The 18,385-nt window shown below is 41.2% G+C and carries 13 protein-coding genes and 3 tRNA genes; 8 read left to right on the forward strand and 8 right to left on the reverse strand.

Going from position 1 to position 18,385, the window contains the following annotated elements:
* The first annotated feature begins 181 nt into the window (after positions 1-181).
* Positions 182-403 (forward strand): hypothetical protein, encoded by a 222-nt coding sequence (locus tag TOL2_RS01665; RefSeq protein ID WP_014955826.1) that lies wholly within the window; start codon positions 182-184, stop codon positions 401-403.
* 386 nt (positions 404-789) lie between these two features.
* On the opposite strand, the gene TOL2_RS01675 is transcribed toward TOL2_RS01665, so the two are convergent.
* From TOL2_RS01675 to TOL2_RS01690, 4 genes are all read right to left on the reverse strand, one after another.
* Positions 790-867, reverse strand: a tRNA-Glu gene (locus TOL2_RS01675).
* A gap of 20 nt (positions 868-887) precedes the next feature.
* Positions 888-965 (reverse strand) — tRNA-Asp (locus TOL2_RS01680).
* Positions 966-984: 19 nt separating this feature from the next.
* Positions 985-1,060: transfer RNA gene (locus tag TOL2_RS01685), tRNA-Phe, on the reverse strand.
* 230 nt (positions 1,061-1,290) lie between these two features.
* Positions 1,291-2,022 (reverse strand): esterase/lipase family protein, encoded by a 732-nt coding sequence (locus tag TOL2_RS01690; RefSeq protein WP_014955827.1) that lies wholly within the window; start codon positions 2,020-2,022, stop codon positions 1,291-1,293.
* 176 nt (positions 2,023-2,198) lie between these two features.
* On the opposite strand from TOL2_RS01690, the gene TOL2_RS01695 reads away from it, so the two are divergent.
* The 3 genes from TOL2_RS01695 (at position 2,199) to TOL2_RS01705 (ending at position 6,754) form a co-directional block, all read left to right on the forward strand.
* On the forward strand, positions 2,199-3,443 hold the full coding sequence (locus TOL2_RS01695; RefSeq protein ID WP_014955828.1) for an LL-diaminopimelate aminotransferase: 1,245 nt from the start codon (positions 2,199-2,201) through the stop codon (positions 3,441-3,443).
* Positions 3,440-4,666: a molybdopterin molybdotransferase MoeA gene (locus TOL2_RS01700; protein WP_014955829.1), complete on the forward strand. Its 1,227-nt coding sequence runs from the start codon at positions 3,440-3,442 to the stop codon at positions 4,664-4,666. Before TOL2_RS01695 ends, TOL2_RS01700 begins: the two co-directional genes overlap by 4 nt.
* 150 nt (positions 4,667-4,816) lie before the next feature.
* Positions 4,817-6,754: a molybdopterin biosynthesis protein gene (locus TOL2_RS01705; protein WP_014955830.1), complete on the forward strand. Its 1,938-nt coding sequence runs from the start codon at positions 4,817-4,819 to the stop codon at positions 6,752-6,754.
* Between the two features lie 231 nt (positions 6,755-6,985).
* Here the strand turns inward: TOL2_RS01705 and TOL2_RS01710 are convergent, their stop codons facing one another.
* Complete coding sequence (locus TOL2_RS01710) at positions 6,986-8,170, reverse strand: OmpA family protein (RefSeq protein WP_014955831.1); 1,185 nt, start codon at positions 8,168-8,170, stop codon at positions 6,986-6,988.
* A gap of 156 nt (positions 8,171-8,326) precedes the next feature.
* Positions 8,327-10,072 carry a hybrid sensor histidine kinase/response regulator gene (locus TOL2_RS01715; protein WP_014955832.1) on the reverse strand — a complete coding sequence of 582 codons (1,746 nt, stop codon included), beginning with the start codon at positions 10,070-10,072 and terminating at the stop codon, positions 8,327-8,329.
* Between the two features lie 241 nt (positions 10,073-10,313).
* Here TOL2_RS01715 and TOL2_RS01725 point away from each other — a divergent pair, with 241 nt between their 5' ends.
* The 4 genes from TOL2_RS01725 to TOL2_RS01740 all read left to right on the forward strand — a co-directional run bounded on the left by TOL2_RS01725 (position 10,314) and on the right by TOL2_RS01740 (position 15,657).
* Positions 10,314-11,141, forward strand: a complete 828-nt coding sequence (locus TOL2_RS01725; RefSeq protein ID WP_014955833.1) for an undecaprenyl-diphosphate phosphatase — start codon at positions 10,314-10,316, stop codon at positions 11,139-11,141.
* 10 nt (positions 11,142-11,151) lie between these two features.
* A complete protein-coding gene (locus TOL2_RS01730; RefSeq protein WP_014955834.1) occupies positions 11,152-12,507 on the forward strand; it encodes a phosphomannomutase/phosphoglucomutase in 1,356 nt (451 codons plus the stop codon).
* A 106-nt stretch (positions 12,508-12,613) separates the two neighbouring features.
* Entirely contained in the window at positions 12,614-14,476 is a 1,863-nt protein-coding gene (locus TOL2_RS01735) for an ATP-dependent helicase (RefSeq protein ID WP_014955835.1), read from the forward strand.
* Positions 14,477-14,508: 32 nt separating this feature from the next.
* Complete coding sequence (locus TOL2_RS01740) at positions 14,509-15,657, forward strand: MFS transporter (protein WP_232508035.1); 1,149 nt, start codon at positions 14,509-14,511, stop codon at positions 15,655-15,657.
* A 30-nt stretch (positions 15,658-15,687) separates the two neighbouring features.
* Here the strand turns inward: TOL2_RS01740 and TOL2_RS01745 are convergent, their stop codons facing one another.
* Both TOL2_RS01745 and TOL2_RS01750 read right to left on the reverse strand, forming a co-directional pair.
* Complete coding sequence (locus tag TOL2_RS01745) at positions 15,688-16,713, reverse strand: ion channel (RefSeq protein ID WP_148278033.1); 1,026 nt, start codon at positions 16,711-16,713, stop codon at positions 15,688-15,690.
* 105 nt (positions 16,714-16,818) lie between these two features.
* Complete coding sequence (locus TOL2_RS01750) at positions 16,819-18,330, reverse strand: ABC transporter substrate-binding protein (protein ID WP_014955838.1); 1,512 nt, start codon at positions 18,328-18,330, stop codon at positions 16,819-16,821.
* Between the last annotated feature and the right edge of the window lie 55 nt (positions 18,331-18,385).

Below are 18,385 nucleotides of genomic sequence, written 5' to 3' on the forward strand. Positions count from 1 at the left end.
CCTGACACATTTTTGAAGATATTTTTTTCTTGATTTAAATTCGCATAATAAAATGATTTTATACTTCAATGACTTATGTTTTTTTGTTGTCTTTAAAAGAAAAATGGCATCATAATTGCTTTTAGCCGATCTCAGGATATTTGGATAACTGTACAAAAATATTATTCAGAAGGACTATGAAATGAATTTTGAGAAATGGCATAAACAAAATAACCCTGGTTATTCCAAACGCGGCCCTCTTTGGCCTGTCGGTGAAGAAGCTTTTTCAGCTGGGTTTAAAGCAGGGCTTGAGGCAAGGCAAGCGGTCTCCGAATCAATAAATTTAAATTCTTGTCATACAAATGACCAAGATTTTAATAAATCTATTGGCCATAAAAATTGCGAAAGATGTGAAAAAAATTAAACCGAGTATCAAACCACACACCAAACAGGAGGATTTAATCGAATTTTTCTGTCAACGCCTGTTTAACATAGCATCAATAGGGTGCAATGCAAAAAAAAGGTATCTCAAATCCGCAAAAAAACAAGTCTTATTACTGAGTGGCTGCAACACTGGGGTGAGGGTCAGGTTTTGATTTTCAATTCTGTGTAAATAGGGCCACTTAGTCCCACCAAAGCAAAATTTGCAATTTTGGTACTGAAAATAGCATTCTGGATGACGATGTGACTGCTGCATGACCTGTAGAAATTCATGGAACAGATCCCTGGAAGCCAACTTAAACTTTGCTGGACTATACTCAAAAAAAACAAAAACGGTTTCAGCAACATGAGAACTCTTTATTGTCCAAATGGCGTCCCCAAGGGGATTCGAACCCCTGTCGCCGGCGTGAAAGGCCGGTGTCCTGGACCGGGCTAGACGATGGGGACAACTACTTGTTTCCAGATAATGGCGGGAGTGACGAGACTCGAACTCGCGACCTCTTGCGTGACAGGCAAGCGTTCTAACCAAACTGAACTACACCCCCGCATCCTGAAACCTTTGAATGGTGCCCAGGGACAGAATTGAACTGCCGACACGGGGATTTTCAGTCCCCTGCTCTACCGACTGAGCTACCTGGGCTCACAAAAAGTGAAGCATGATTTAAAATATTTTTCTATTTCTGTCAATACTTATCCTGAAAAATACTCATAATTTATATGAAAGAACTTTTAACCTGCTGAAATTAAATATTTGTCATTATTTGTTGTGGCAGAGTGATTTGTCATGGCCGTTATTTTGAACAATTGGGCCATTAGGGGAAAGGCATGCTTTTGCTTGTCAGGCTCACACCAGCCAATAACCTGATTTAATTACATGCCCTTTTTTTGGAATACACCATAATTTAAAAAAAAGATCGTCTGCTCTATGGCTGTATTATTTTTCATAATGAACGGATGTGATGAAGGCAAAACCATAAAGTCCTTCATGCCTTTAAGTTTGGCGTTTTCAATGGAGACCTTACCATCATCCTTTCCTTTGATCATTAAAGAAAAAATCAGATTAATAGATCTGCTGCCGGTGATGATACCCACTTCAAAGTTTGCCGGTTTCAACTTTAAGGGAAGGCTTTCACTGTTTGTACCCAATTGTTGACCTGCCGGGCCATTGACAAGTTTGAAAAGCCATGTTTTGCCGAGCCGGTCAACAATTTGACTGCCTTTATTTGGCGGGCTAAGCATTACCACTCTGTCAATATGAGGAATCAAAGCATGCTCTGCTAGATATCGAACAACAATGCCACCCATTGAATGGGTTACAAAACAAATCGGCATACCAAGACTTCCAAGACAATCTATGATTTTCGGTAAAATATGTTCCTGTGCCAGGATTTCAACAGAGTGCTTTGTTGAAGGATAATCAATGTTGCATGTAATGAACCCTTTATTTTGAAGCGCATTTTCCAGCTTGTTCATGGATGAACTTGATCTTGCCAGCCCATGTAGAAGCACAACTTTTCTGTTTTCTGCCATCGCAGGTTGAATAAAACCCGACCCGGCACACACCATAAATCCTATGATCAGGTATTTTGTTTTTATCTGCATATGTCAGACTCCTTATCATGTGTTACAAAACACAAAAGTTTTCTTTACCACATCAGGGCATAGTAATCCAATATGGGCTTGAAAAAACACAACCGCACGCCCCTGTAATTGACATTTTTCTTTTGATTGTTTAATAACATTGAATGAACATTATATATGGATAGAAAGGACGGTTTATGATCAGAGCAAATGATAACTATAATAAATTAAAAGCATCATATCTTTTTTCAGACATTGCAAAGAAAGTGGATGAATACCAGCAAAAAAACCCCGGGGCACAAATCATCCGGCTGGGGATTGGTGATGTTACCAGGGCTCTTGTCCCGGCCGTGATAAAAGGCTTTCATCAGGGGGTTGATGAAATGGCCAATGATGCCACTTTCCGGGGGTATGGCCCGGAACAGGGATATGACTTTTTAAGACAGACGATTGCGAAAAATGATTTTCAGGACCGTGGAGCCGATATATCAGCGGACGAAATTTTTGTCAGTGACGGGGCAAAATGTGATACCGGAAATTTCCAGGAGCTGTTTGCAACCGATATCAAATTAGCCATTCCTGACCCGGTATACCCGGTATATCTGGATACCAATGTCATGGCCGGTCGAACGGGTGAATTTGAGGATGGCCGGTATAACGGGATTGTTTACATGGATTGTTTAAAGGAAAACAATTTTCTTCCCAGGCTTCCCGATGAAAGTGTGGATCTGATTTATCTTTGTTTTCCCAACAACCCCACAGGCTCCACAGCGACCAAAGCAGAACTTAAGGTATGGGTTGACTATGCAAAGGAAAATAAGGCCTTGATTTTATTTGATGCTGCATATGAAGCCTTTATCCGTGAAGAGCCTCTTCCCAGAAGCATTTATGAAATTGAAGGTGCAAAAGAGGTGGCTGTTGAATTCAGAAGTTTTTCAAAGACAGCAGGATTTACAGGAACCAGATGCGGTTTTACCGTAGTGCCCAAAGAGTGCATGGTTTTCAATTCAAAGGGTGAAAAAATATTCCTGCATGCCATGTGGAACCGGCGGCATACTACAAAATTCAACGGGGTGTCATATCCGGTTCAAAAAGCTGCTCAAGCGGTTTATTCCGAAGAGGGAAAAGTCCAGGTAAAGCAGCAGATCGATGATTATATGAACAATGCCGATATCATCAGAAAAACCGTCGCATCTCTCGGGTTTGATTATGTCGGAGGGAAAAATTCCCCTTATATCTGGGTTGATGGAAAAGACAGGGATTCCTGGGATTTTTTTGATCTGCTATTAACCAAAGCCGGAGTTGTGTGTACGCCGGGCGCAGGTTTCGGTAAATGCGGCAGGCAATATATTCGCATCAGTGCTTTTAACAGTCTTGAAAATGTAATACTGGCCATGGATAAACTCAAAGAGGCATTAACCGGGAGGTCAAGCGCAAAATGAATCATTTTTTCAAGGTAAAAAGTCTTGAAGAGGTCAAGTCATTAATCAAAGAATTTTCTCCGGTGGGGTCTGAAACCATACCGGTTTGTGATGCCTTTTCAAGAATTCTTGCCAGCGATCTGATTGCCCCCAAAGACATGCCGGGATTTCGACGGGCCACCATGGACGGGTATGCCGTTGTTTCAAGTTCCACATTCGGAGCTTCTGAATCCAGTCCTGCCTGGTTTGATATTGTGGGAACCATTTTGATGGGCGAGATTCCTGATTTTGATTTAGCTCCTGGACAGGCTGCAAAAATTTCAACCGGTGGGATGCTCCCCAAAGGAGCTGACAGTGTTGTCATGGTGGAGCATACGGAAATTGTTGATGACTTTTCCGTTGAAATTTATAAAAGTGTGGCCCCGTTACAGAATGTGATTGATGCTTCCGAAGATTTTGCCAAACAAGATACTGTATTGTCAAAAGGAACCCTTATTCGTCCCCAGGAAGAAGGCCTTGCTGCCGGGCTTGGGTTTGCCAGGATTGAAGCATATAAAATACCCAGGGTGGGTATTATCTCAACCGGAGACGAAATCATTCCCATAGGAGAGGAACCCGCACCAGGTAAAATCCGGGACATCAACTCGTACACACTGGCCGGTTTTATCAAGGAAGCCCGGGCAATACCGGTGCGTTACGGCATTGTAAAAGATGATCTTGTTGCCTTAAAAGCCGCCATAAAAAAAGCCCTTGACGAAACAGACATGGTACTTCTTTCAGGGGGGAGTTCCGTTGGAACAAGGGATTTTACAATTGATGCATTATCGTCTTTGCCTGATACGAAAATATTGGTTCATGGCATGTCCGTAAGTCCGGGCAAACCAACAATCCTGGCCAAAGCCGGAAAAAAGCCTGTATGGGGACTTCCCGGCCAGGTGGTATCTGCCATGGTGGTACTTAAAATTGTGGTCATTCCGTTTTTAAATATGCTCAAGGGACTCGAACAAAAGGACCGGTCTATTCGGATTCCCGCAAAATTAACCCGTAATGTATCGTCCGCACAGGGCAGAAGGGATTTTATCAGGGTTTTGCTGGAAAAAAAGGATAACCAGCTGCTGGCAAAACCGGTACTGGGAAAATCAGGACTGATAAGAACCATGATTCATGCAGACGGACTCCTTGAAATCGGCGATCATGTTGAAGGCCTGGAAAAAGGCACCCTGGTAGATATTATTCTTTTGTAACTGCTGCGGGCAGGCCTGGTATTTAAAACGGGTTTGCCCATAACCAAGATTGAAAGTCTCTGTATGAATTTTTTTTAAGACTTTCATATAAAAAAACAGGCCCGATTATAGAAAAGATTCTAAAAAAAATCATAGAAAGAGATCATACAAATGAATTCTAAAAGAAATGTATACCTTGATTTAAAAAGCATTAAAGAGGCAAAAAAAATTCTCTTTGATCAATTTGAAAATCATGTGACCAAAATTGAAACCCTTGATGTGGTCAATGCCAAAGAAAGGGTACTTGCAAAACCTGCCATCGCGGCCATTTCATCTCCCAATTTTCATGCTGCCGCCATGGACGGCATTGCCGTTAATGCAAGCTTTACCTTTGGTGCCTGCGAAGATGCGCCCATCACTCTTATCCCCGATGACAATGCTTTCTGGGTCAATACCGGCCATGCCATGCCCGAGGGCACTAATGCGGTCATCATGATTGAGCATCTTAATATTATTGATAAAAAAAATGTTGAGATCGAAGCACCGGTCTTTCCTTGGCAGCATGTCAGAAAAATGGGGGAAGATATTGTGGCCACCCAATTATTATTTCCAAGGGGTCACAAAATTAACACATATTCACTTGGCGCGCTTTTGGCCGGGGGGATATTTAAGGTGGATGTCTACAAACGCCCGAAAGTACTCATCGTTCCAACCGGATCGGAACTCAAGCAATGGCACGAGATCAGTATAGAGCAACTCAAACCGGGGGATGTGGTGGAATCAAATTCCACCGTATTAGGAGGCCTTTGTGAAGATCATGGGGCGCAATTTGACTGTCATCCCATGCTCAAGGATAATCTTGAAAAAATCAAATCAGCTATAAAAACTGCTGCAAATCAACAATATGATATGATTTGTATCATTGGCGGATCTTCGGCAGGATCAGAGGATTTTGCAAAACCCGTTATTTCATCCCTGGGCGAACTCTATGTCCACGGTGTGACAATGATGCCGGGAAAACCCATGATGTTTGGCAGGGTGTCTGATACCCCGGTATTCGGCATCCCTGGATATCCTGTATCAGCCATTGTGGCATTTGAACAATTTGCCGGACCATTGCTGCTAAACATGCAGAGACTTCCTGCAAAACAACCGACAGAGGCGCTGGTTTCCCCGGCAAGGAAAATTGCTTCAAAACTTGGTCAGGAGGAGTTTTTAAGGGTAAAAATAGGTTCTGTGGATGGCAAGTTGATCTCTTCCCAATTGCCCAGAGGCTCCGGTAACATCACGACGTTGACCGAAGCGGACGGTATTATCAGAATTCCTGCGAACAGTGAGGGGATATCACAAAAAGAGCAGGTCCCGGCCCAGTTGCTTCGGCCCTTATCATCCATTGAAAACACCATTGTTATAACCGGTTCTCATGATAACACCCTGGATCTGATTGCAGATCAGATAAAAGCTGTGAGGGGCGATATCAATATCTCATCAAGTCATGTGGGCAGTATGGGAGGCATCATGGCCATTAAAAAAGGTGCCTGCCATATGGCTGGTGCCCATCTTTTAGATCCTGAGGACGGCACATATAATATTTCATATATTAAAAAATATCTGGCGGATCAGAAGGTTTGGCTGATAAATCTTGTCATGAGGGATCAGGGACTGATTGTGCCGAAAGGCAATCCAAAACAGATCCAATCCATTGAAGACTTAAAAGATAAAAGCCTTCGGTTTATCAATCGCCAGCCAGGTTCGGGAACCCGGATTTTACTGGATTATAAATTAAAGACCCTTGGAATTTCGCCGGACGATATTCTTGGATATGAAAATGATGAATATACTCACATGTCTGTTGCTGTTTCCGTTCTTTCCGGCCGTGTGGACGCAGGGCTTGGCATACATGCGGCAGCCCGGGCGCTTGATCTTGATTTTGTCCCGATTGTGACCGAAGAGTATGATCTTGTTATTCCTGACAGGTTTTACCATACCCGAAAGGTTCAGGTGTTGCTTGAAAGCATTCAGACAAAAGAATTTCAGGATCGAGTCATATCTCTTGGCGGATACGACACTCAAAAAACGGGAAAGGTAATATATCAATCCGACAGTTAAATTTAACCTGGACAAGACATAACCACATAAACAAACATGCTTTTCTGATTTTCTTGCCAAAATAACACGAAAATTAGAGATCAGAAATTAATGATGGTTAAAAAAAACTTATTTTAGAAACGCATAATGTAAAGGCCGCAAAGAGAAAATATTTTCTCGTTGCGGCCTTTACGTCTAATTGCAGGTAAAAGCATCCATTGCCGGAAGCAAGTCCCTGAATTGTTTTATTATTTAATAGGGGTAAATTTCAACCCTTCTGTTTAACGAACGGCCTTCCGATGTATTGTTCGGTTCAACCGGTTTGGTAAAGCCGAATCCTTTGGTACTCATTCGGTTTTCTAAAATTCCCTTGCCGGTCAAATATTGTTTAACGGCATTAGCCCGTCTCATGGATAGCCCCATGTTGTATTCAGCTGTACCGATATTGTCGCAATGACCGTGCAGATCAATTCCCATTCCTGGATTTTTTTCAAGGATATCTGCGACATTGTCCAGCAGCGGATAGGCTTGGGCTCTGATCACAGCTTTATCAAAGTCAAAAAGAACATTGTCAAGAACCCAGCATCCAAGCGCATTGACCGTAGCGCCCATTGGCGTTCCTGGGCATTTGTCTTCATCATCGTACACTCCGTCGTGATCGCTGTCTTTTCTCATTGGTGTAACTGGTTTAACCGGAGCTGGAGGCGCAACTTTTATTGGCGGAGCAACCGGAACGGCCTTTTTATCAAGAAACACCTTTTCTACAAAATTTGCCATTCCTGCACTGGTTAACAATTCGCCGGCAAGCGAATAAAATCCGCACTCGCCAATGGTCGCGATTTCCTGAAGCATTGCTTCTCCTTCTGCAGAATCACCCACAAGAACGGGATAAAAACAGATGGATGAACCATATCTTTCTTTTAATGCTTTTGCAGATTTCAGGGCATCTTTTTTCATATTAAGCCCATCAGTAATAATGATAACGGCGTTCATATCACCTGAAAGTCCGTTAAAATCATTGCCGGCCTCATTAATTGCTTTGTAAATAGGGCTGCTGCCGCCTGGTTCTGTGATTTTTCCAAAATTATTTTCCAGGTTATCAGAAACATATTGTTCCATTCCATAAAACAATTCAGTTGATTTTTTTGATACTTTTGGAGAATGGCCAAAAGATCTTAAGCCTGCTGTTTGACCCATTTCAGGAAGGGTTTCATTCATTCGTGTGACAAGTGCCTGTGCAGCATCAAATTTACCCGATTCAGACATGGAGCTTGATGCATCAAACAGAATCAGGAAATTATCTATTTTTGATGTATACATCGTCTTGTCAAATTGTTTTGCTTCAAATTCCGGCAGTGTAATCATCTGTTTTGCTGCGCATCCAAACAAAAAAAGGACGGCAAAAAGTGTTAATAATTTCCTAACTAAAGTTTTCATTTTTTTCTCCTTTTGATTAATTGATATTAAGGTGATGTCTTCAAGAGTATTGATATTAAGTGTATTTTTTATTTTTACAGGATAATGATCATGAAATCAACCTTTCTTTTCCTTGTTTTTACCCTTGTCTTTAAAAAAAATCATGCCGATCCTTGTTCAGCTAGTTAATTCGTTTTTAAGTGTGCAGGCTAATTTTTTAATGGTATAGGGCTTTTTAATATAGTGACCAGCCCCCAGCATCAGGGCTTTTTTAATCTTTTCATTTTTTGAAAGACCAGTTGCAATGATTGCTTTTTGAATGGGATTTATTTTTAAAATCCGTTTATATGTCTCAAGGCCATCAATTCCGGGTGCCATTTCCATATCCAGTAAAATCACATCAATGGGGTGTTTTTCTAAAACAGCTACAGCTGCTTTTCCACTTGAAACTGCCGAAGGGTTGTATCCAAGCATTTCAAGTAAATCCAGGGTGATTTTCCTTTGTTCATAACTATCGTCAACGACCAGAACAGTCTGGCCTGATCCTTTGAAATTATCAATGAAAAAGTCATTCGGATCACTGTCTGCTTTTTTTCGGGTAGCTGGAAAATAAAGTTCAAAAACAGTAAATTCATTTTTTTTGCTGTTAACCTCAATATATCCCATATGGTCTTTGACACAGTTCCATACAACAAAAAGCCCCAGGCCTGATCCGCTTAGCCCCATCTGTTTTTTTGTGTAAAACGGTTCAAATATACGGTTTAAATCTTTTTGCGGTATGCCGTCACCATCATCCATGATTCTCAACACCACATAATCGCCTTCAAGAAGGGTGTCGTATTTGTTTGAATTCATATCAATATACTGATTAAACGTTTCAATGGTCACAGTTCCTTTTCCCTTTACTGCCTCGGCAGCATTTATCACAAGATTCATAATCACTTTTAATATATGTGAGGGGGAACCGCTTATATTTAAAAGGTCTTCAGCTGAATTTATTTTAAACTCTATTTGAGGATGATTTTTTTCAAGCCGCTTATGGGCAGAGCCTTTAACATATTCATAAATCACCTTATTAAGATTGATAATAATTTGATTGGGGATGCCTCTTCTTGTAAGAGTAAGAAGATCATGCACTATATCTGCGGCTTTGAGACCTGCATCATGGATCAAGGATATGTATTCTTTGAAAGGACTGTCAGGAGGCAGCTTTATTAATAACAGTTCAGGATAACTGACTAATCCGGACAGGATGTTGTTCAAATCGTGGGCTACACCGCCTGCTACAGTGCTGATAAGTTCTATTTTTTCAGCACGCTTAAGTTTTTCTTCCAGAAAAAGGAGATATTTTTCTTTTGCTTCACAGGCTTTTTGTTGCAGATCCAGACGTTCATTTTCAATATATAGGCGTTCTTCTTCAAGTGTAAGTGAGGCTGCAAGGGTTTGAATACAATGAACCTCCTGCGTTGTAAAAATTCTTGTTTTTATGTCCAAAATACAAAGCAATCCAATGATTTTGTTTTTAAGTGTTACGGGAAATCCAAGGCAAGACTTTAAATTGTATTTTGATATGATTGGATCTATCGTGAAAAATGGGGTGTTTTCCAGGTCAGAAAAAATAACAGGAGTGTTTTTGTCTTTAATCGTTGTTTTCCGGAAGAAAGAATCCTGTACATCAAAAATTTTATCAAATCCCTTGGGAATTTTGTAACCGGCCAATAATTTTAAGGATTTTTGGTTATCATCCATGCGGCAATACAAAGAACAAGCGCCATCAAAGATATGGCAGGTCTGTTCCAAAATAATATCAATATTTTTTTTGCAATCCACGCCCAGAAGATGAAAGAGATTTGCCACCCGGGCTATTTTTTCGCTGAAAGTGCTATAATTTTTCTGCTTGAAATTCAACCCTGAATTTTTCATATAATCGTGTCTCCATTTAGGATTCATAAATCGTTTTTATATGAAAGTCTTAAAAAATTCAAACAGTGACTTTCATTTTTTATTGTTGGCAAACCAGTATGAAAGATTAAGCCTGCCTGTGAAAGTTGTTGAGAAAAAATTACAAGTCCAAGCTTTTTTAATATCTTGCAATTTAAGCTTAAGAATTATATACGAATGCTGTTTTGTTGACCATAATAAATAAAAAGAAACTTTAAAAAATATGGAATATCATCAGGGAATCATTCTCGGTATTTTACAGGGGCTTACGGAATTTTTACCTGTAAGCAGTTCAGGACATCTTGTATTGGGACAAATCTTTTTTGGGATAAAACATTCCCAGCTTACATTTGATATCAGTGTTCATGTGGGAACATTGATGGCGGTATTTGTGGTCTACAGGTCTGATATTATGGCAATGCTTTTGTCTTTGTTTGATTTTTTTTCAAAAGCGGTTTTTTTAAAACCTGTTTCACACCTGATCAACGAAGATAAAAATCTTCAACTGGCAGGATTAATCGTGATCGGTTCTGTTCCAACAGCGCTTATCGGACTTTTTTTGAAAAAATTTGAACATATTTTATTTGCATCGGAGATTCTGGTGGGTTTTATGTTGATATTGACAGGAACTGTCTTGTGGCTGTCCAAAAATTATTATGTCAGTGACCGTCCAGAAAAAAAAAATGCCGTAAAAAATTCACTTTTCATTGGTTTGTGCCAGGGGCTTGCCGTTATCCCAGGCATTTCCAGGTCAGGGACCACAATTGCAGCAGGTATGTTTATGGGGCTTAACCGTCAGACAGCAGCTAAATTTTCTTTTCTTTTGTCCATCCCAGCCATATTTGGTGCTGAAATTTTGAGCATAAAGGATATCATAAAAAATGATCTGATCATTGATCCTGTGATCCTGTATGCTACAATTGCTTCATTTATAACAGGATTGATTGCCTTAAAATTACTTTTAAGATTGGTTCATTCGGGCAAATTTCATCTGTTTGCCCCTTATTGCTGGCTCGTAGGGTCATTGGTCCTTTTATCAAATATTATTTAAAGGAAAAATTATGAATCCGGGAATCTTCAGGGAATATGACATAAGAGGTGTTGCAGGCAAAGATATTTTAGAAGACGATGTGATCAGTATCGGCAAGGCCTATGGCACGCTTTTAAAAAATCAGAACAAAAAAATAGTTTCCGTTGGAAGAGATTGCAGACAGACCTCTGAACAATTCAGCAACCTTTTTATCCGTGGAATCCTTTCCACGGGCTGCGATGTTATTGACATCGGAACTTGTCCTACACCTGTGCTGTATTTTTCCATACAGCATTTAAATCTTGACGGCGGGGCCATGGTGACTGCAAGCCATAATCCCCCAGAATACAACGGGTTTAAACTGATGAACGGTCTTGATTCCATTCACAGTCAGGGACTGCAGGACATTCGTATTGCCATTGAAAAAAACGCCTTTGTCCAAGGCGATGGCAAGGTAACCTCAAAAGACGTCATCACGCCTTATAAAGATTATATTTTAAATAATATTCATATCAAACACCCCATCAAAATCGGTATTGATGCCGGCAATGGAACAGGTGGCGTCACGGCTCTTCCTGTCCTGGAAAAACTGGGATGTGAGGTACACCACATATATTGCGATATGGACGGAACATTTCCCAACCATGAAGCAGACCCCACTCAGAAAAAAAATCTGACTGATTTGATACGGCTGGTAAAAGAAAAAAATCTTGACCTGGGGGTTGGATATGATGGAGATGCCGACAGAATAGGCGTTGTGGACAAAAATGGTGAAGTGATTTATGGTGACCAGCTCATGGTTATCTATGCCAGGGAAATTCTTGAGCGAGATCCGGGTGCGACTTTTATTTCGGAAGTCAAATGTTCCATGGTCATGTATGATGATATTCGCAAACATGGCGGCAAGGCCATCATGTGGCGAACCGGCCATTCGTTGATCAAGAAAAAAATGAAAGAGGAAAATGCTGCGCTGGCCGGTGAAATGAGCGGCCATATGTTTTTCAAGGACCGGTATCTGGGCTTTGACGATGCCCTCTATGCCACCTGCCGCCTGCTGGAAATTATGGCAGATACAGGCAAAGGGGTTGACGAACTGATCCAGGATCTTCCCAAAACCTTCACAACACCAGAACTTCGTGTGGAGTGCCCGGATGAGATCAAATTTGCCGTTGTGGATAAGATCGTTGCCTATTTCAAGGCCCGGCAAAAAGTGATTGACATTGACGGGCTAAGGGCCGTTTATGATGACGGCTGGGGACTTGTCAGAGCATCAAACACCCAGCCTGCCCTGGTTCTTCGATTCGAAGCCTTGAGCGAAAAAAGACGCGATGAAATAAGGCATGAGATAGAATCCGTATTAAAAACCATTATAGAGGAGATAAAATAGGGTTTTAAATTTGAAACTCAATTTTTGTAAGTTGGCAATATCCGGATAGGGTCTGCCAAATTGAAAAGTTGAATCTGCAAGGTTAAAATCTTATCATGCAATTTTTATGCAGTTATCCGAACAGCAGCAGAATGCAGTAAATCATACCGGTTCCCCGGCACTTGTGGTTGCGGGAGCCGGTTCCGGCAAAACCAGAACCTTGACAGCTAAATTTTCCCACCTGGTGAATATTGGTCATGATCCCAAAAGAATTTTAGCCATCACCTTTACCAACAAAGCCGCAGAAGAGATGAAATCCCGGCTTATTGAGATGACAGGCCTGAAGAATCACGCGTTTGAATGGGTAAGAACCTATCATTCCGCCTGTCTGATGATTTTAAAACAGCATTGTGAAAAAGCAGGGTATAAATCTCCCATACAGGTGTTTTCAGTCTACAGCCAGGGAAAACTGGTCAAAGAACTGTGTGTGAAAAACAATGTTGAAAAAAAAAATGCCAATAAAATTTTATCTGCTATTTCCAGGGCAAAAAATTTTGGCAACCCGGAAAAATATTTTGATTTAAAACCAGGCCTTTTCAGCATCAATATTAAAGATCTGTATGACCAGTATGAAGAGCGTTTAAAAGAGATGAACAGCGTGGATTTTGATAATATCCTTTTAAAGGCAAGGGATCTTTTAAGGGATCATACGCAAATCCGGGACTATTATAGAAAATATTTTTCTTATATTCTTGTGGATGAATACCAGGACACCAACAACCTTCAGGAAGATTTAACCAACCTGCTTTTAGGCGAACACAGGAATCTTTTTTGTGTGGGGGATGACTGGCAGGCTGTTTATGGTTTCAGGGGTTCCAATGTGAATCATTTTATCGGATTTCCTGAAAAATACAAGGACGCAAAAATTTTCAGACTGGAAGAAAATTACCGGTCAGCAAATGAAATTGTCCAGGCGGCAAATGATTTGATCGACCATAACCCGGATAAAATGGAAAAAAAATGCTTTTCCCAAAAAAAAGGCGGGGTGGTTGAAATTTATGAATTTATATCTGATTCGCGTGAAGCCGAATGGGTTGCCAAAAGGATAAAAGGCCTAAACCGTCAGGGCCAGGGAATCGGTTTTGATAATATTGCAGTGGTCTACAGAACAAAATTTTGTTCCCTGCTCTTTGAAAAAATTTTCAGGTCATACCGTATACCCTATAGTTTAAAAGGGGCCCAGGGATTTTTTGAAAGAATGGAAGTTCTGGATATCAACTCCTATTTGAGTGCTGCATTCTTTCCCGGCGATGATGTCTCGTTTGAGCGGATAGTCAATACCCCCAAAAGGGGAATCGGACCTGCAATGATAAAAAAAATTGCAGCCATGCGAACCGAAACAACAAGCCTTCAGGATGCCGCCAGAATTATGGTCAAGGATCGGGTGTTAACCAAGAAAATTCATGAAAACCTTTCCATGGTTCTTGAGATTTTAGATGAAATAGTTGATCTTGCACCTGCCCGGGCAATGGAAGTTGTTCTGGAAAAAACCGAATATTTTGAGTATCTTAAGAAAAAAGTCAAAACAACTGCCGAGTTTGTTTCAAAAAAAGAAAATATTGAACAATTGATTTATACGGCAAGGTCCAAAAATGATCTTCTGGAATATCTTGAGGATGCAGCCTTGATCAGGGAGGATAAAGAAGACGATGACGACCAGGATTCATCAGGCGTATCCCTTCTTACCATTCATTCAGCCAAGGGACTGGAATATGATACCGTATTTATTGTTGGGTGCGAAGAGCGCCTGTTTCCCCACTGGAGGTCCATTGATGCGGGGGATAATGCTGTTTTCGAGGAAAGACGCCTGATGTATGTTGCAATGACAAGGGCTGAACGGTTTTTATACCTGACCCATACAAGTTACAGAAAAGGGGAGTTTGCAAGAAGAAGCCGTTTTATTGATCAGATTCAGGAGTGCTTATCCTAATCCCGTCTGATCATAAAGGTGTTTTTGTCACATTGTTTTTTGCAATTTTTTCAACGGTTACCGGGGTGGGCATTGTGGTGCCTCTTCTTCCCGTGTATGCCAATGACCTTGGGGCAACAGGCATCTATGTGGGGCTGATATTCGGATCATTTTCCTTGTCCAGGACCTTTCTTATGCCTTTGTTCGGAAGATTGTCCGATCAAAAAGGACGAAAGCCTTTTATTTTGGCAGGGCTGTTTACCTATACTCTTATTTCCATTGCCTTTATGTTTTCAAACAATGTGGAAACATTGATTCTATTGAGGTTTGTACAGGGGGCTGGATCAGCCATGATCATGCCGGTGGTTCAGGCCTATATCGGGGAGATCACACCGGCAGGTTCCGAAGGGTATGCCATGGGATTGTTTAACCTGTCCTCATTTTTGAGTTTGAGCCTGGGGCCTTTGATGGGGGGCGGAATAAAAGATCTGTGGTCCCTGGATGCTGCGTTTATGTGTATGGGAGTGCTGTCCGGTATTGGCCTGTTATTGTGTATTTTTTTCCTGCCACCCACAACTGAAGAAAAAACAAAAAGTCTGAAAACCGGTGTAATTCCATGGTCCAATCTTTTAACCGATAAAAGTATTCTTTCTATTTTTATATTCAGGTATGCCTATACCTCATGCATCGGGATCATCTGGTGTTTTCTTCCAGTTTTTGCCGATACGGAATTTAACCTTTCAGGTTCTTTGACAGGCGTGCTTGTCATGCTGGGTGTGTTTATATCCGGGATTCTTAATATTCCCATGGGCTATGTGGCAGACCGGGCAAACAAAAGGATGATGATTCTTGCAGGGGGTATTTTGTCAACCATTGGGATGCTGCTGCTGTTCCAGGCGTCCTGCTTTTATGACCTGGTTGTTGCCATTTCAATATTTGGGGTAGGCGGCGGTATTTCCATGCCGGCAATCATGGGGTATGCCGTTATAAAAGGGGATGAAAAAAAAGCCATGGGATCGGTCATATCCATAATAACTGTTGCCCACAGCCTGGGAATGCTCACGGGTTCAATGGCTGCCGGACTGGTCATGGATTTTTTCAGTTTGCGATTGTCTTTCCCCTGCGGCATGATCATCATGGCCCTTGGAACCCTTGTCTTTTTTATAATGGCGGATAGAAATTCGTTTGTAAGCAAAAGCTGATCTTCAAAAATGATCTGATCTCTTACTGTTTTAGGAAGGCCATGTGATATTAAGCGGTCTTTTCTGAGCCATCAGCCATATCCCGTCTCCCTTTGAAATGCTTTTTTCCTTGGACGGGTTGACCATTACCCTGTTGTCAGTGGTTTGCATGGCAAAGGTCAGGTAATTGTATTTGTCTTTGAGATAATCATGCAGAACCCACCAGGTGAGGTTTGGAATGGTTTTAGAAACTGTCACATAATATATCTCTTCTTGTGCATCGTTTTTCAACAGGATCTGTAAAGGGATATGCACCTTGTCCTGCATAGCCTGCACCATCATTTCAGCCGTCATCTGCACGATGATTTGAAAATCACCCTGAACACTTGAAAAGGTGTCCAGAGACTGGGTTGAAATACAGCGAACCGTAATTTCGCACGCCTGATGTTTCAGTTTAAGGGCATTGATCAGGGCAAACAGATTTTTTTCGTCGTTGCCTGTGTGAATAATTATTCTTGCGGCTTGTTTTACATTTGCTTTGTTAAGGGTGTTAAGTGTATCCGGACTGCCTTTGACAAAGCAAACCCTGTCCATATCCGGAAACGGATGCCTGGGCATGTCGTCCAAAAGGACAATATCCTGGTCTGCATATGTCTCGTCTTTTCTGATCTCTTCAACCAGTTGTTCTGTTTCAGTTGTAAACCCCACGATCAAAATATGATCTGTTCCTTTGTATCTTTTTTCTCCGTGCATTTTTTTATCTCTCCTTTCAATCAACGAGGATGCAAAATGGGTAATAAATGCGGCACCAAGGCCAATACCCATGAACATGGGCAAGATAACCGCGACAATCCTGCCTGGATTGGAGACGGGAAACAGATCCCCATAGCCTACAGTTGTACTGGTCACAACACTCCACCACAATGCCTGGTCAAAATGGGTCAAGGCGGAATCAGCAGGTTCAACAAGCTTGATCAGCAAGCTTGATACCAACAGAAGAATCATGTAGGCAAAGACAAGGTAAATGCCCTTACTTTTAAGTTTCACCCTTATCATGTACTTTATAAAATAAATCAAAAACAATCTCTCCATTTTATATGAAAGTCTTAAAAAATCCAAACAGCAACTTTCATGTTTTGTTGTGGGCAAATCAGTATGAAATACCAGGTCTGCCCGTGGCAGTTATTGCATGATTGTCCGGGAAAATACCAAATAATCAATATGTCCATTGAGTCCGACTCCTGGCATTGTAATATTGCTTTTCATTGCAAACACCCTGACCGGTTGGAAAGTGAAAAGCATCATGGCCTGGTCATGGATATATTTATCAAGCAGTTTTAGTTGTTTGGTATGCCCCAGGAAAGCGGATTGAAACAGGGCAAACAAAAATTTTTTATCAAAGGTATCATCTCTTATAATAGACCATGGACTGTCACTGGCTAAAAAAAGGCCTGCGTGAAACGACAAATCCATAATCGGGTTGTCCACCAGATTGACAGCCATATGACCCGGATAAGGACTGCCGCTTCTTTTCCCTTCCATAATTCTTTTAGCCCAATCAGGCCTTGAGACAATTTCTATATTTAACTTGACCCCTATTTTTTTTAAGTCGGCCCGGATCGCTTCAGATAAAGGTATGGCCTGCTCTATGGAGATCATGTCCAGATCAAACCCGTTTTTATATCCGGCCTCGGCTAAAAGAGACCCGGCTTTTTTTATATCGTAGGCATAGGGTTTTAAAGTGCTGTTTTTTCCAATCTCACCAAATTTTCCCAGCGAGGCCAGCGGCACGCCGAACCCTCCGCCTTGCACCTTGATCAGTTTGTTTTTATCCACAGCATAATTAAGTGCTTGCCTGACTCTAACATCTTTTAGCGGGCCCTGATTTTTCATAAGTACCCAATACCCTCGTAATACAAGCCTTTTCATGATTTTAAAACCGGCTTCTTGTACCCGTTCAATATCTTTTGGATCAAGATTGGTGTTTACATCCACATCACCGTTTAATAATGCCTCAGTCCCTTGGTCTTTCGGTATAATCTTAAATACCAGTTTGTCGATGAACGGCATTTTGTTATCCCAATAGTCCGGGTTTTTAGCCAGTACAATCTTTTTCCCCTTATCCCATTGTTCAAATTTAAAGGGTCCGGTTCCCACGGGATGTTTAAAAAACTCTTGGATTCCTTTTTCCTTAATATATTTTGGAGGACAAATAGCACCAAACATGGTCAACCTGTATAAAAACATTCCATCCGGGTGTTTAAGATGAATTTTCAGCTTATGGGGCGTAATAATTTCAATTCGTTTTATGGGGGATAAAATCCAGGCATTGCCGGCTTTGTTGATCGGATCAATGATATAATCGTATGTGAACTTAACAGCTTGTGCATCAAAAGGCTCTCCATTATGGAATTTAACACCTTTTCTCAAAAAAAATTGATAAGTGGTTTTGTTCAACATCCTCCAGGATACAGCTAATCCTGGAACCCGTTTTCCATTCAAATCCAGATGGACAAGGCTGTCAAAAATCTGAGTCACCACGGAATACGAATCCGGATCAAAATTGTCCAAAGAAGTGATTGCGGGAATATCGGCTGAAAAATTCACAACCCTCAATGTTTTGGCAAAAAGAGGAGAAAATGAAAATATCACCATCACGATAATAAATGAAAGTATTTTTTGAGTTAACTTCATTTTGCCTCCCAGCATTGGATGGAAAAATACAAGGTCTGCCCGTGGCCGTTATTCA

Origin of the sequence: Desulfobacula toluolica Tol2, from assembly GCF_000307105.1 — a bacterium.
GTDB classification, from domain to species: Bacteria; Desulfobacterota; Desulfobacteria; order Desulfobacterales; family Desulfobacteraceae; genus Desulfobacula; species Desulfobacula toluolica.